The organism is Paracoccus salipaludis (genome assembly GCF_002287065.1).
GTDB classification, from domain to species: domain Bacteria; phylum Pseudomonadota; class Alphaproteobacteria; order Rhodobacterales; family Rhodobacteraceae; genus Paracoccus; species Paracoccus salipaludis.
Window position 1 is genome coordinate 29,791 of the sequence record NZ_NSJZ01000004.1, and the last position, 14,743, is coordinate 44,533.

Genomic DNA, 14,743 nt, shown 5'->3' on the forward strand with positions numbered 1-14,743 from the left:
GTCAGCCGGCGTAATGCCCGGTCTGGTGCCAGCGCCAGGCGTCCGAGATCATGGACGGCAGGGTGGACCGGCGCGGTTCCCAGCCCAGCACCCGGCCCGCCTTCTCGCTGCCCGAAACCAGCTTGACCGCGTCTCCCCCGCGCCGCGGCCCCTCGACGACCGGAACGGGGCGATTGGTGACATGGCGGGAATGATCCAGCACCTCGCGGACGGAGAAGCCGTTGCCGGTGCCGAGGCAGAAGACCTCGGTTCCGCCTTCGGGCAGCTCACCTGCGGTCCGCAGCCAGTTCAGCCCCAGCACATGGGCGTCCACCAGGTCCATCACGTGGACATAATCACGGATGCAGGTGCCATCCGCGGTCGGGTAATCGGTGCCGTGGATCGTCAGCGCGTCGCGCTTGCCGTCGATGGCGTCCAGGATCAGCGGGATCAGGTGGGTTTCAGGCTGGTGGAACTCGCCCACCTGCGCCTCGGGGTCCGCGCCCGCGACGTTGAAATAGCGGAAGATGACCGAGCGCAGCCCATGCGCGTCGCCGAAGTCGCGCAGCATGTCCTCGATCGCGCGCTTGGACGCGCCATAGGAGTTCAGAGGGGCCTGCGGGCTGGATTCGTCCAGCACCACGCCGTCCTGGTCGCCATAGGTCGCGCAGGTCGAGCTGAAGACGAAGTCGCGGACGCCCGCGGCCATCGTCGCCTCGATCAGGTTCAGCGAGGCGCAGACATTGCCGCGCCAGTACTTGCCCGGCTCGCGCATCGCCTCGCCCACCTGGCTGAGGGCGGCGAAGTGCATCACGGCGACGGGCCGATGGATGGCGAAGATCTCGTCCAGCCGGGCGCGGTCCATCAGGTCGCCCTGTTCGAAGGGGCCGAACTTCACCGCCTCGCGCCAGCCGGTGCAGAGATTGTCATAGGTCACGGGCACATAGCCCGCAGCCGCCAGCGCCTTGCAGGCGTGCGAGCCGATGTAGCCCGCGCCGCCCGTCACCAGAACCTTGTCGGCCATGCTTATTCCGCGGCTTTCCGCATTGCCATGACGTCGTGCAGGTATTCCGCGAACTCGTCCTTGAGGTCGTCGCGCGCCAGGCCGAAGGCCACCGTCGCCTGCAGGAAGCCCGCCTTGGAGCCGCAGTCGTAGCGCTGCCCGCGGAAGCGCAGGCCGTAAACGTCGCGGCCTTCATGGATCTCGTCGGCGATGGCGTCGGTCAGCTGGATCTCGCCGCCCGCACCCTGCTTGAGCTTGTTGAGGTTCTCCATCACCGTGGGCGCCAGGATGTAGCGGCCGATCACGGCGAGGTTCGAGGGCGGGTTCTCCTTGGGCTTTTCGACCATGCCGCGGGCGCGGACGATGGCGCCCATGTCCTCGGCCACGTCGAGGACGCCGTAGGACTTGGTCTTCTCCATGGGCACTTCCATGGTGGCGACCATGCTGCCGCCGGTCTCGGCATGGGCCTCGATCATCTGCTGCAGGCAGGGCGGCTCGCCCATGACCACGTCGTCGGTCAGCACGACCGCGAAGGGCTCATTGTGGATCAGGCGGCGCGCGCACCAGACGGCATGGCCGAGGCCCATGGCCTTGTGCTGGCGGATATAGGCGATCGCGCCGGATTCCATGTTGGTCTGGCGCACCAGTTCCAGCAGGTCGTCCTTGCCGGCCTTGCGCAGGGTGTTCTCCAGCTCGTGCGCGTGGTCGAAGTAATCCTCGAGCGCGCCCTTGCCGCGCGAGGTCACGAAGATGAATTCCTTGATGCCGGCGGCCCGCGCCTCGTCGATCGCGTACTGGATCAGGGGGCGGTCCACCAGGGTCATGATTTCCTTCGGGATCGACTTGGTGGCCGGAAGGAAGCGCGTGCCCAGGCCCGCGACAGGGAAAATGGCCTTTGTAACCTTGCGATTCATCCTGCGCTCCGTCCTGCGAACCGGTTTGTTCAATTTATCCTACGCCTGCCGCACTGCGGCAAGACACCTTGCGTTCAGAAACTGCCAAACTTGGGCAGATGCTGCGGATTTTTGCCGAAAAAGACAGCATCCAGCCTGAAGACTATCAGGTCATGCCCATTCGCAGCATCATCGCCTCAATGCGCACAACGTCCTCGGGGTTGTTGAGTTCCCAGAACTCGCGCCCCTGCGCCTGAACTTCGACGCAAAGAACCGGGCGGCCGTTCTCGAGAAAGCGCAGCTGCTCCAGTCCCTCCAGCCGCTCCAGCCGGCCTTCGGGCCATCCGGCATAGGCGGCCAGCGCCTCGGGCCGGTAGGCATAGACGCCGACGTGGTGGAACACGGGGCTCGCCGCGTCGGGGGCAACCTCGTGGGGCACGAAGGGGATGACCTCCTTCGAGAAGTAGAGCGCGTGACGGTCCACCCCGAAGACGGCCGTGGTGCCGCCCACCCGCCCGGCCGCGCGGTCGGCCAGCAGGTCGGCGCGCATCGCGCCCGAGCAGTTCAGCACCGGCGTCGCCACCTGCGCCTCGGGCGCGGCGCGCAGGCCCGCGACCAGGTCCTCGACGAACCAGGCCGGCGTCAGCGGCGCGTCGCCCTGAAGGTTCACGACCATCTCGGGGGGCTCGGACAGGCCGGCCAGCACCTCGGCGCAGCGCTCGGTCCCGTTGCGGCAGTCGGCCGACGTCATGGCGACCTCGGCCCCGAAGCCCGCGGCATGGTCGGCGATGCGCGTGTCGTCGGTGGCGACGATCACGCGGGCCGCCCCCCGCACCGCCACCGCGGCTTCCCAGCTGCGGCGAATCAGGGTTTTCGGCTGCCCGTCGGCGCCCCGCAGTTCGACCAGCGGCTTGCCGGGATAGCGGGTCGAGGCGAATCGGGCGGGAATGACGATGACGACGGACAAGGCTCAGCCCCGGGGATGCAGCAGCACGCCCGGCGCGTAGGCGATGAAGAAGGGGTTCTCGAAGCCCGGCTTGCCATAGGTCAGCGGCGTGTGATCGTCGAAGCGCACGACCTCTCCGCCCGCCCCGCGCAGCACCGCGTCGCCCGCCGCCGTGTCCCATTCCATCGTGCGGCCGAGGCGCGGGTAAAGATCGGCCTCGCCCGTCGCCACGAGGCAGAACTTGAGCGAGGAGCCCGCCGAGGTCATGTCCCGCACGCCGTATTGCGCGATGTAGTCGTCGGTCGCCTGGTCGCGGTGGGATTTCGAGGCAACCACCATCAGCGCCCGGTTGTCGGGGGTGGCGTTGACGCCGATGGGGCGCACCGCGCCCGGCTCGGGCCCGAAGGGGCCGGTCTCCTCGACCGAGCCGCCGTCGGCCGCCGTGTAGAACAGCCGCCCCTTGGCCGGGGCATAGACCACGCCGCGCACGGGCACCCCGTCCTGCACATAGGCGATGTTGACGGTGAAGTCGCCGCGGCGCTGCACGAACTCCTTTGTGCCGTCCAGGGGATCGACGATCAGGAAGCTGGTCAGGCTCTGGCCGTGGGTGTCGGCCTGTTCCTCGGTGACCAGCGGGATCTCGGGGAAGGCCGCGCGCAGGCCCTCGGCGATCAGGGCGTCGGCGGCCTCGTCGGCCGCAGTCACGGGCGATGCGTCGGTCTTGGAGCGGACCTCGAAATCGGGGCCCTCGTAGATTTCCATGATCCGGGCGCCGGCCGCCAGCGCAAGGCGGCGCATCTCGAACGTCAATCGGTCGAATTGCATGGATGTTTCCTCGTCGGACGGCCGGGATCGGCGGGCTTGCACATTGAACGATGCCTTTGGGCGACTTATGATCGGCTCTCGGACGATGAGCAAGCGACCCGCGCCCGGGTCCAGCGACGGGCCCGCAGGCCAAGGGGGGGCTTTCCCATGTTCACGCAGCGCAGAACCCGCAGCATGGGCGGGGCCATCTTCACCACGGCCGCGCTGATCTATCACCAGACGGTCCAGAACCTGCGCAAGACCCACCGGAACGCGGTCCTGGGGCTGGTGCTGACGATGCTGCAGGCCTCGATCATGATCGGGGCCTTCTTCCTGATGTATGTCATCCTCGGCGTCCGCGCCGCGCCCCTGCGCGGCGACTTCATGCTGTTCATCATGAGCGGGATCTTCCTGTTCATGGCCTTCAACCAGTGCCTCGGCGCCGTGTCGTCGGCCGGAAAGGCGACCAGCGCCATGCTGAAGCACGGGCCGATGAACACCGCCATCTCGATGTGCGGGGCGGCCCTGGCCGCGCTGTACAACAACATGCTGACGGCCCTGGTGCTGGTCGGGCTTTATCACACGCTGTGGCAGCCCATCCAGATCGAGGACTGGAAGGCCTCGCTGGGGATGCTGGTCTTCGCCTGGTTCGCGGGGGGCACGGTCGGGCTGCTGCTGCTGTCGATCACCAGCTGGCTGCCCGAGATCGGGCCGATGCTGTCGCGCATCATCCGGCGGGTGAACATGATCGCCTCGGGCAAGATGTTCGTGGCCAACATGATGCCGACCTACATGCTGAACCTGTTCGACTGGAACCCGCTGTTCCACCTGATCGACCAGAACCGGGGCTTCGTCTTCATCAACTACACGCCCCACAACTCGAACCTGGCCTATCCATTCTACTTCACGCTGACGATGCTCATGATCGGGCTGATGGCCGAGTTCGTAACTCGCAACGCCCTTTCGCTCAGCTGGAACGCCGCGCGCTGAGGCTGGCCCGGCGACCCGCAGCGTCAGGTTGACGCATCGCGGCCGGCACCAGAGCCGACGCGCCCGGCCGGATGCGGTCGATGCTGTGGTGCGTCAGCCGTGCCGCCCCCCCCCGCCCCGCAGGTCGCCCGAGCCCGGCCACAGGCTTTCGGTCGTTCCGCCGCGCTCGATGCTGCCGATGCGGAACAAGCCCCTCGTTGCCGAGGCCGACCGGGACCGCGGGCCAGCGCAGGCCGGCTTCGTCCCGGTCCTGGTGCAGCCCCCTGCGCGCGCCGTCGCGGCAACGGTTCAACTGTCGCGCAGGACGGGAGCGTAGGTCACCCGACGCCACAGGCCGAGCCGCATCGCCGGGATCGGCGGCCAAGCCGACCGCCGGGCTGCGCGGGCTCATGGCAGCAACCGCGCCGGTCAGCGGTCCGGCCGAGGTCATGGCAAGGGACTGGGCTTGCCCGGCGGGTGACCGGCCGGACCGGCGGGGCGACGTCCCAGGTCCGCCGGACCTCGGCCCGCAGGGGATGCTGGGCCGGGCCGTCCAGAAAGCCCCGGTGGATGGCGAAGGGGCGGATGATCAGGGGCGCGGGCCTCCGCCGCCCCGGGGGCCGCAAACTCCGGTCAATGGTCACAAAATCCTCGGGCAGCGCCGCTTGCACGCCTCCGACGCCGCCTTATATAGCCATCGAACGACCGGGGGCACAGCCTCGGGAAGAATTCCACCACGGGATAGGGACGCGGGGGCCGCGTACGGACCCGCTTCCCGCACCATCGCCGCAAGAAAGGTTTAACGTATGGCCAAAGTCATCGGGATCGACCTCGGGACCACCAACAGCTGCGTCGCCATCATGGACGGCAGCCAGCCGCGCGTGATCGAGAACGCGGAAGGGGCGCGCACGACTCCCTCGATCGTCGCCTTCACCGAAAGCGAACGGCTTGTCGGCCAGCCCGCCAAGCGCCAGGCCGTCACCAACCCCGAAAACACCGTCTTCGCCGTCAAGCGCCTGATCGGCCGCCGCGTCACCGACCCGGAAGTCGAGAAGGACCGCAAGCTCGTCCCCTACAAGATCGTGGACGGCGGCAACGGCGACGCCTGGGTCGAGGTTCGGGGCGAGAAATATTCCCCTTCGCAGATCAGCGCGATGATCCTTCAGAAGATGAAGGAAACCGCCGAATCCTATCTGGGCGAGAAGGTCGAGCAGGCGGTCATCACCGTCCCGGCCTATTTCAACGACGCCCAGCGCCAGGCGACCAAGGACGCGGGCAAGATCGCGGGCCTCGACGTGCTGCGCATCATCAACGAGCCGACCGCGGCCGCGCTGGCCTATGGCCTGGACAAGAAGGACAGCAAGACGATCGCGGTGTATGACCTCGGCGGCGGCACCTTCGACATCACCATCCTGGAAATCGACGACGGGCTGTTCGAGGTGAAATCGACCAACGGGGACACGTTCCTCGGCGGCGAGGACTTCGACATGCGGATCGTCAACTTCCTGGCCGACGAGTTCAAGAAGGAACACGGCGTCGACCTGACCAAGGACAAGATGGCCCTTCAGCGCCTGAAGGAAGCCGCCGAAAAGGCCAAGATCGAGCTGTCGTCGTCCAGCCAGACCGAGATCAACCAGCCGTTCATCTCGATGGACAAGAACTCGGGCACGCCGCTGCACATGGTCGTCAAGCTGACCCGCGCCAAGCTGGAAAGCCTGGTCGGCGACCTGATCAAGGCTACGCTGAAGCCCTGCCAGGCCGCCCTGAAGGACGCGGGCCTGTCCAAGGGCGACATCGACGAGGTCGTCCTGGTCGGCGGCATGACCCGCATGCCCAAGGTCATCGAGGAAGTGACCTCGTTCTTCGGCAAGGAACCCCACAAGGGCGTGAACCCCGACGAGGTGGTGGCGCTGGGCGCGGCCATCCAGGCCGGCGTTCTGCAGGGTGACGTCAAGGATGTCGTGCTGCTGGACGTGACGCCGCTGTCGCTGGGCATCGAGACGCTGGGCGGCGTCTTCACCCGCCTGATCGACCGCAACACCACGATCCCGACCAAGAAGTCGCAGACCTTCTCGACCGCCGAGGACAACCAGAACGCCGTGACGATCCGGGTCTTCCAGGGCGAACGCGAGATGGCCGCGGACAACAAGCTTCTGGGCCAGTTCAACCTCGAGGACATTCCGCCGGCCCCGCGCGGGATGCCGCAGATCGAGGTGACCTTCGACATCGACGCCAACGGCATCGTGTCGGTCAGCGCCAAGGACAAGGGCACCGGCAAGTCGCAGAACATCACGATTCAGGCTTCGGGCGGCCTGTCCGACGCCGACATCGAGAAGATGGTCAAGGACGCCGAGGCCAACGCCGAGGCCGACAAGTCCCGCCGCGAACTGGTCGAGACGAAGAACCAGGCCGAAAGCCTGCTGCACTCGACCCGCAAGTCGCTGGACGAGCATGGCGACAAGGTGGACAGCTCGACCGTCGAGGCGATCGAACTGGCTGTGGGCGCTCTGGAAGACGCGCTCAAGTCCGAGGACGCCGGCAAGATCAAGGGCGGCATCCAGAACCTGATGGACGCCTCGATGAAGCTGGGCGAGGCCATCTACAAGGCCGGCCAGTCCTCGGACGAGGCTCAGGGCCGGGACGCCGACGCGCCGCGCGACATCGACGACGACATTGTTGACGCCGACTTCGAGGATCTCGGCGAAGACAAGCGCAAGTAAGCGCGGTGAAGCAAGCGACCGGCCCGCGCCACCCCGCGGGCCGGTCTTTTCGTGAAGGGCCGGCGCTCGCCACGGCCCAGGGGCGGTACGGACAGGCATGGCAAAGCGCGACTTTTACGAGATTCTGGGCATCACTCGCGGCGCATCCGGCGAGGAGATCAAGCGGGCCTATCGCAACAAGGCCAAGTCGCTGCATCCCGATCTCAATCCCGACTGCAAGGTTTCCGAGGCCGAGTTCAAGGAAGTCAACGAGGCCTACGACTGCCTCAAGGACCCGCAGCGCAAGGCGGCCTATGACCGCTTCGGCCACGCGGCCTTCGAGGGCGGCGGCTTCGGGGGCGGGCGTGCGCCGCAGGGCGATTTCGGCGCGGCCTTCGCCGATGTCTTCGAGGACCTGTTCGGCGAGTTCGTGGGTGCCCGCACAGGCGGCCGGCCCCGCGCCACGCGGGGGCAGGACCTGCGCTATGACCTGCGCGTGACGCTGGAGGAAGCCTATCGCGGCATCGAGAAGACCATCACGGTCCCAGGCGCCGTGGCCTGTTCCTCCTGCAACGGCACGGGCGCCGAGGGCGCGGCCGAGCCGACCCCCTGCCCCACCTGTTCCGGCATGGGCAAGGTCCGCGCGAGCCAGGGCTTCTTCACCGTGGAACGCACCTGCCCGACCTGCAACGGCAACGGCCAGATCGTGAAGAACCCCTGCAAGTCCTGCGCGGGCGCGGGCCGCGTGGCGCAGGACCGCAGCCTGTCGGTCGTGATCCCGGCGGGGGTCGAATCCGGCACCCGCATCCGCCTGGCCGGCGAGGGTGAAGCGGGCGTGCGCGGCGGGCCCGCGGGCGACCTGTACATCTTTGTCGAGGTGCGCGAGCACCCGATCTTCATCCGCGACGGCCGGACGCTGGCCTGCCAGGTGCCGGTGGGCATGGCGACCGCCGCCCTGGGGGGTGAGGTCGAGGTGCCGACGATCGACGGCGGCCGCTCGCGCGTCAAGGTTCCGGCCGGCAGCCAGACGGGCCGGCAGATGCGCCTGCGCGGCAAGGGGATGCCGCCCCTGCGCCACGGCGCGGGGCTGAACGGCGATCCGGGCGACATGGTGATCGAGCTGGTCGTGGAAACGCCGGTGAACCTGACCGTGCGGCAAAAGGAACTGCTGCGCGAGTTCGAGGCCATCGCCGCCGACAACCACCCCCAGACCGCCAGCTTCTTTTCCAAGATCAAGAACTTCTGGGAAGGCCTGGGGGCCTGACGCAGCCCCGACAGCATTAACCCCGTGTTAACCGCGGTGGGGCAGGCTGGGGGCATGACCGCGAATCGTGCCTTTCAGGAAGCCTCGCCCTTGCTGTTCGGGTTCGTCCCGGCCGAGGACGACTGCCTTTCCGCCCCCCCGCAGGCCGCGCCCGACGGCAAGGCCGCGCGCCTGCCCAGCTATATCGCCGACCACCGCGCCCGGCTGCGCGACCGCTTCATGCAGGGCGGCGCGGGCGCGATGCCGGATTACGAGCTGCTGGAACTGATCCTGTTCCGCGCGGTCCCGCGCCAGGACATGAAGCCCGTCGCCCGGCGGCTGCTGGACCGCTTCGGCGACTTCAACCGCGTGCTCTCGGCCGACCCCACGCAGTTGACGCAGATCGAGGGCGTCGGCCCGGCCATCGTGGCCGAACTGAAGATCGTCGAGGCCGCGGCCCAGCGGCTCGCCCGGTCCAGGGTGATCAACCGCCCCGTGCTGACCAGCTGGGACGCGCTGCTGGATTACTGCCACACCACCATGGCCCATGGCGCGATCGAGCAGTTCCGCGTCCTTTATCTCGACCGCAAGAACGTGCTGATCGCCGATGACGAGCAGGCGCGCGGCACGGTGGACCACGTGCCCGTTTATCCCCGAGAGATCGTGCGCCGCGCGCTGGACCTGAACGCCAGCGCCATGATCCTGGTCCACAACCACCCCTCGGGCGACCCGACCCCCAGTGCCGCCGACATCGACATGACGCGCCAGATCGTGGCGGCGGCGGGAACGATGGGGATCACCGTCCACGACCACCTGATCATCGGCAAAAGCCGCGAACTGAGCTTCCGCAGCACCGGGCTGCTTTAGTTTCCGCCGGGCGGGGACGCCCGTGTCACCCCTTGGCGCGCAAGCGAAACGGTGTGGGAAGCCTGCACGACTGCGCCCCGGGATGCAGCGGGTTCCCGGCGGCCGTCGCCCTTCCCGGAAACCGAGGTCCGCAGCTTCAGGCGGCTGGGGTCCGCCGGCATCCGCCACGCGGGCGACTGCACCATCACGCAGGGCTGGACAGCCCCTGTGCCGCCCGCATCATGCGGCGCGACGGGCTTTGCGGGAAAAGACATGGACATCTTGGCACGACTGGGAATGCGGGTGCCGGTGGTGCAGGCACCGATGGCGGGCATCTCGACTCCGGCGCTGGCGGCAGCGGTCAGCAATGCGGGCGGTCTGGGCAGCCTCGGCCTTGCTGCCATGACCGGACCCGAGGCGGCGCAGGCCATTGCCGAAACACACCGGATGACCGGGCGGCCCTTTGGCGTGAACCTGTTCTGTCACCAGCCCCGGCCCCGCGATCCCGCAGCCGAGGCACGGTGGCTTGACCGCCTCGCCTCCCATTTTGCCAGAATGGGGGCAGAGCCGCCCAGGTCCCTGACGCCGGGCTATCCGAGCGTTCTCGAAAGCGACGAGCTTCTGGGCGCCGTCCTTGCCGCGCCTCCGGCGCTTGTCACCTTCCACTTCGGCCTGCCGCGCCCCGACCAGATCGCTGCCCTGCGCGAACGGGGATGCCTGCTGGGCGCGACGGCCACAAGCGAAGCAGAGGCCACCCGCATCCGCGACGCAGGCTTCGACCTGATCGTGGCGCAGGGCTGGCAGGCGGGAGGGCACCGCGGGATCTTCGACCCCGACGGGCCGGACGAGCGGCTGGAAACGCTGCAGCTCGTCCGGCGCCTCACGCCCCTTGGGCTGCCTGTCCTGGCGGCGGGCGAGATCATGGACCGCATCGACAGCCGCCGCGCGCTGGAGGCCGGGGCCGTGGCGGTGCAATGTGGCACGGCCTTCCTGCAGGCGCCCGAGGCCGCGACGTCGCCCGCCCACCGGGAGGCGCTGGGCCGGGGCGAGACGCGGATGACCCGGGCAATCTCGGGCCGCCCGGCGCGCTGCTGCACCAATGACTTCACCGCCATCCCGGATGACGAGGCGCCGGGCTATCCCGTCACCTATGCGGCCGGCAAGGCACTGGACGCCGCCGCGCGGTCGCGGGGCGTCACCGGCTATGGCGCGCAGTGGGCCGGCACCGGCTGCGCCCGCGCCGTCGCGCGACCGGCGGCGGAAACCGTCCGGGCGCTGGCGCCCTGACCGGCCTGCCCTGCCCCGGACGCCCTGCAATCGGCGCCATCCCCGTCTTCGCAGGCAGTTTCGGCGGAAGGCAGGGGTTCAGGCGCGCTGGGGTGCGAAAGCGCCTCAGGCGCCCTGCCCGGCCACGAACTCGTCGCGGCCATAGCCCTGCAGATACAGCAGAGCCGTCAGGTCGCCGTGATTGATGCGGACGGGCGCCTGCGCGGCGACAACCGGCTTTGCGTGCAGCGCCACGCCCGTTCCCGCCAGTTGCAGCATCCCGAGGTCGTTTGCCCCGTCGCCCACCGCGATCGCATCGGCAGGGGTCAGGCCGCGCGCGGCGGTGATCTCGTGCAGGGCCTCGACCTTGGCCTCGCGTCCGAGGATCGGCAGGCCGACCCGGCCGCTGAGCCGGCCCCGCTCGTCCGACAGCAGCACGTTGGCGCGCTGTTCGTCGAAGCCCAGACGGTCGGCGACGGGTCCGGTGAAGTCCGTGAAGCCGCCCGACACCAGCGCCGTCCAGGCGCCGTTGGCCTTCATCGTGGCAACCAGCGTCGGTCCTCCGGCAGCAAGGGTGATGCGGCTGTCCAGCACCTGCGCGATCACCGTCTCGGGCAGGCCTTCCAGCAGGGCGACGCGCGCCACCAGCGCCTCGTGGAAGTCCAGTTCTCCGTTCATGGCGCGGGCCGTGATCGCGGCCACGCGCTGCCCGACGCCCGCCATGTCGGCCAGCTCGTCGATGCATTCCTGCCCGATCATGGTCGAATCCATGTCCGCCAGCAGCACCGCCTTGCGCCGCCCGGCCGTGGGCTGCACGGCAAGGTCGAAGCCCTGTGCGTCCAGCTGCGCCCAGGCCTCATCGAAATCCGTCGGGCGCGCTTCGATGGCAAATTCGGCCGCCGTGCCCCGGTCGAGCCAGATCGCCCGCCCTCCGTCCCACCGGCGTTGCAGCGAGGAGATCGTGTCGTCGTCGAGATCGGCGCGCGCGGGCGAAGCGAGGATGCTGACGGTATACATGGGGGCCTTTCCGTTGTCGGCTTCGCAATAAGCAGTATTTCCGCCGCCTGCCAGCATCTCGGCCCTTGCGCCGGCAGGGGGCAGGGGCGTATGTCCACGAGTGGGACACCCCTCCCCAACGAGGGGCCTTTTAGCTGGAAGGCTAACCATGCTCGATACCACGACCCCGGCTGCGCGGCCGGACAATCCGCGCTTTTCGTCCGGCCCCTGCGCCAAGATCCCCGGCTTTTCCCTGGACCTGCTGAGCGACGCGCCCCTGGGCCGCTCGCACCGCGCCGCCGTGGGCAAGAACAAGCTCGCGCAGGCGATCGACCTGACCCGCGAGGTGCTGGAGGTTCCGGCCGGCTACCGCATCGGCATCGTCCCCGGTTCCGACACCGGCGCAGTCGAGATGGCGATGTGGACCATGCTGGGCGCCCGCCCGGTCGAGATGCTGGCCTGGGAAAGCTTCGGCGAGGGCTGGGTCACGGACGCGGTCAAGCAGCTGAAGCTGGACGCCACGGTCCGCAAGGCCGACTATGGCAAGATCGTCGATTTCACGCAGGTCGATTTCGACAAGGATGTCGTCTTCACGTGGAACGGCACGACCTCGGGCGTGCGCGTGCCGAACGGCGATGCGATCCCCGCCGACCGGCAGGGATTGACCATCTGCGACGCGACCAGCGCGGCCTTTGCGATGGACCTGCCCTGGGACAAGCTGGATGTGGTGACCTTCTCCTGGCAGAAGGTGCTGGGCGGGGAAGGCGCGCATGGCGTCCTGATCCTGTCGCCCCGCGCCGTCGAGCGGCTGGAAAGCTATACCCCCAACCGCCCGCTGCCCAAGATCTTCCGCCTGACCAAGGGCGGCAAGCTGATCGAGGGCATCTTCAAGGGCGAGACGATCAACACGCCGTCCATGCTGTGCGTCGAGGACTACATCGTCGCGCTGAACTGGGCGAAGTCCGTGGGCGGCCTTCGGGGCCTGATCGCGCGGGCGGAGGCCAATGCGCAGGTCGTGGCCGATTTCGTGGCCGCGCGCGACTGGATCGCCAACCTGGCCGAGGACCCGGCGACGGCATCGACCACCTCGGTCTGCCTGCGCTTCACCGATCCGCGCATCAAGGACGCGGCGGCTTTCGCCAAGGCCGTGGCCAAGCGGCTTGAAAAGGAAGGCGTGGGGCTGGACCTCGGCGCCTACCGCGACGCGCCGGCGGGGCTGCGGATCTGGTGCGGCTCGACCGTCGAGACGGCGGATGTTGCCGCGCTGATGCCCTGGATTGAATGGGCGTTCCAGGCGGAGCTGTCCGCACAGGCGTGATCTGTCGGAGCGGGGGCCAGCCCCCGCACGGGCCTGCCGGCCCCTGCCTCGCTGAAAACGGCCCACCGGACCGTTTTCCGGGCGCTCGTCAGCCCCGAGGATATTTCCACGAAGAAGAACAAGGCAGGAGAGCGCCGCTGCGCCCTGCCGTTCAGGAGCAAGCACATGGCACCCAAGGTTCTGGTTTCCGACAAGCTTTCCGAAACCGCCGTTCAGATCTTCCGCGACCGCGGGGTCGAGGTCGACTATCTGCCCGAGGTCGGCAAGGACAAGGAAAAGCTGGCCGAGATCATCGGCAACTATGACGGGCTGGCGATCCGCTCGGCCACAAAGGTTACCGAGAAGCTGCTGGAGAAGGCGACGAAGCTGAAGGTCATCGGCCGCGCCGGCATCGGCGTGGACAACGTGGACATCCCGGCCGCCTCGAAGAAGGGCGTGATCGTGATGAACACGCCCTTCGGCAACAGCGTCACCACCGCCGAGCACGCCATCGCGCTGATGTTCGCGGTCGCGCGGCAACTGCCCGAGGCGAGCGTCTCGACCCACGCCGGCAAGTGGGAAAAGAACCGCTTCATGGGCGTCGAGCTGTTCAACAAGACGCTGGGCGTGATCGGCGCGGGCAACATCGGCGGCATCGTGATCGACCGCGCCCGGGGCCTGCACATGAAGGTGCTGGCCTATGACCCCTTCCTGTCGGAAGAGCGCGCGACCGAGCTTGGGGCGACCAAGGTCGAACTGGATGAGCTGCTGGCCAAGGCCGACTTCATCACCCTGCACGTCCCGCTGACCGAGAAGACCCGCAACATCCTGTCGGCGGAAAACCTTGCGAAGACCAAGAAGGGCGTGCGCATCATCAACGCCGCGCGCGGCGGGCTGATCGACGAGGCGGCGCTGGCCGAGCTGCTGAAGTCGGGCCATGTCGCGGGCGCGGCGCTGGACGTCTTCGCCACCGAGCCCGCCACGGAAAGCCCGCTGTTCGGCTTGCCGAACGTGGTGGTGACGCCGCATCTGGGCGCATCCACCACCGAGGCGCAGGAGAACGTGGCCCTGCAGGTGGCCGAGCAGATGGCCGACTACCTGCTGACCGGCGCCGTGCAGAACGCGCTGAACATGCCCTCGGTCACGGCCGAGGAAGCGGCGGTCATGGGGCCCTGGATCAAGCTGGCCGGGCACCTGGGCGCCTTCGTGGGCCAGATGACGGACGAGCCGATCACGGCGGTCAACATCCTTTACGACGGCGTGGCCTCGGGGATGAACCTGAACGCGCTGAACGCCGCCGTCATCGCCGGCGTCATGAAGGCCGCGAACCCGGACGTGAACATGGTCTCGGCCCCTGTCATGGCCAAGGAACGCGGCATCCACATCGCCACCACGACCCAGGACAAGTCGGGCGTTTATGACGGCTACATCAAGGTCACGATGGTGTCGGGCAACCGCGAGCGGTCCATCGCGGGCACCGTCTTCAGCGATGGCAAGCCGCGCTTCATCCAGATCCGCGGCATCAACGTCGATGCCGAGATCGGCGAGCACATGATGTACACCCGCAACAAGGACGTGCCGGGCGTGATCGGGACGCTGGGGATGACGCTGGGCGGCCTTGGGGTCAACATGGCGAACTTCTCGCTGGGCCGGGCCGCGAACGGCGGCGACGCCATCGCCATCACCTACCTGGACGAGCCGCTGCGCTCCGACGTGCGCGAGGCGCTGATGGCGACCGGCAAGTTCATCCAGGTCCGCCCGCTGCGCTTCGAGGTCTGACGGAACCCCCTCCCCGGCCGGTC

At 68.3% G+C, this 14,743-nt stretch carries 12 protein-coding genes; 7 read left to right on the forward strand and 5 right to left on the reverse strand.

Features of this window, described 5'->3' with window-relative positions:
• Position 1: 1 nt before the first annotated feature.
• From galE to cysQ, 4 genes are all read right to left on the reverse strand, one after another.
• The gene (galE, locus tag CK240_RS06555; protein WP_095639546.1) at positions 2-1,003 is read right to left on the reverse strand and encodes a UDP-glucose 4-epimerase GalE; all 1,002 of its coding nucleotides are present in this window, start codon (positions 1,001-1,003) and stop codon (positions 2-4) included.
• 2 nt (positions 1,004-1,005) lie between these two features.
• A complete protein-coding gene (locus tag CK240_RS06560; RefSeq protein WP_095639547.1) occupies positions 1,006-1,896 on the reverse strand; it encodes a UTP--glucose-1-phosphate uridylyltransferase in 891 nt (296 codons plus the stop codon).
• A gap of 145 nt (positions 1,897-2,041) precedes the next feature.
• Positions 2,042-2,842, reverse strand: a complete 801-nt coding sequence (locus CK240_RS06565) for a 3-deoxy-manno-octulosonate cytidylyltransferase (protein WP_095639548.1) — start codon at positions 2,840-2,842, stop codon at positions 2,042-2,044.
• Positions 2,843-2,845: 3 nt separating this feature from the next.
• Complete coding sequence (gene cysQ / locus CK240_RS06570; protein WP_095639549.1) at positions 2,846-3,646, reverse strand: 3'(2'),5'-bisphosphate nucleotidase CysQ; 801 nt, start codon at positions 3,644-3,646, stop codon at positions 2,846-2,848.
• 147 nt (positions 3,647-3,793) lie between these two features.
• Between cysQ and CK240_RS06575 the strand changes: the two genes are divergently transcribed.
• The 5 genes from CK240_RS06575 to CK240_RS06595 all read left to right on the forward strand — a co-directional run bounded on the left by CK240_RS06575 (position 3,794) and on the right by CK240_RS06595 (position 10,669).
• Positions 3,794-4,615 carry an ABC transporter permease gene (locus CK240_RS06575; protein ID WP_095639550.1) on the forward strand — a complete coding sequence of 274 codons (822 nt, stop codon included), beginning with the start codon at positions 3,794-3,796 and terminating at the stop codon, positions 4,613-4,615.
• Positions 4,616-5,400: 785 nt separating this feature from the next.
• Positions 5,401-7,314 carry a molecular chaperone DnaK gene (gene dnaK, locus CK240_RS06580; RefSeq protein WP_095639551.1) on the forward strand — a complete coding sequence of 638 codons (1,914 nt, stop codon included), beginning with the start codon at positions 5,401-5,403 and terminating at the stop codon, positions 7,312-7,314.
• 97 nt (positions 7,315-7,411) lie between these two features.
• Positions 7,412-8,557, forward strand: coding sequence for a molecular chaperone DnaJ (gene dnaJ, locus CK240_RS06585; RefSeq protein WP_095639552.1), 1,146 nt, complete (start codon positions 7,412-7,414; stop codon positions 8,555-8,557).
• A 54-nt stretch (positions 8,558-8,611) separates the two neighbouring features.
• Positions 8,612-9,403, forward strand: coding sequence for a RadC family protein (gene radC / locus CK240_RS06590; protein ID WP_095639553.1), 792 nt, complete (start codon positions 8,612-8,614; stop codon positions 9,401-9,403).
• A 252-nt stretch (positions 9,404-9,655) separates the two neighbouring features.
• Positions 9,656-10,669 carry an NAD(P)H-dependent flavin oxidoreductase gene (locus tag CK240_RS06595; protein WP_095639554.1) on the forward strand — a complete coding sequence of 338 codons (1,014 nt, stop codon included), beginning with the start codon at positions 9,656-9,658 and terminating at the stop codon, positions 10,667-10,669.
• Between the two features lie 105 nt (positions 10,670-10,774).
• Here the strand turns inward: CK240_RS06595 and serB are convergent, their stop codons facing one another.
• Positions 10,775-11,665 (reverse strand): phosphoserine phosphatase SerB, encoded by an 891-nt coding sequence (gene serB, locus CK240_RS06600; RefSeq protein ID WP_095639555.1) that lies wholly within the window; start codon positions 11,663-11,665, stop codon positions 10,775-10,777.
• A gap of 148 nt (positions 11,666-11,813) precedes the next feature.
• On the opposite strand from serB, the gene CK240_RS06605 reads away from it, so the two are divergent.
• Entirely contained in the window at positions 11,814-12,962 is a 1,149-nt protein-coding gene (locus tag CK240_RS06605; protein ID WP_095639556.1) for a phosphoserine transaminase, read from the forward strand.
• A gap of 165 nt (positions 12,963-13,127) precedes the next feature.
• Positions 13,128-14,720 (forward strand): phosphoglycerate dehydrogenase, encoded by a 1,593-nt coding sequence (serA, locus tag CK240_RS06610; protein WP_095639557.1) that lies wholly within the window; start codon positions 13,128-13,130, stop codon positions 14,718-14,720.
• The last annotated feature ends 23 nt before the right edge of the window (positions 14,721-14,743 follow it).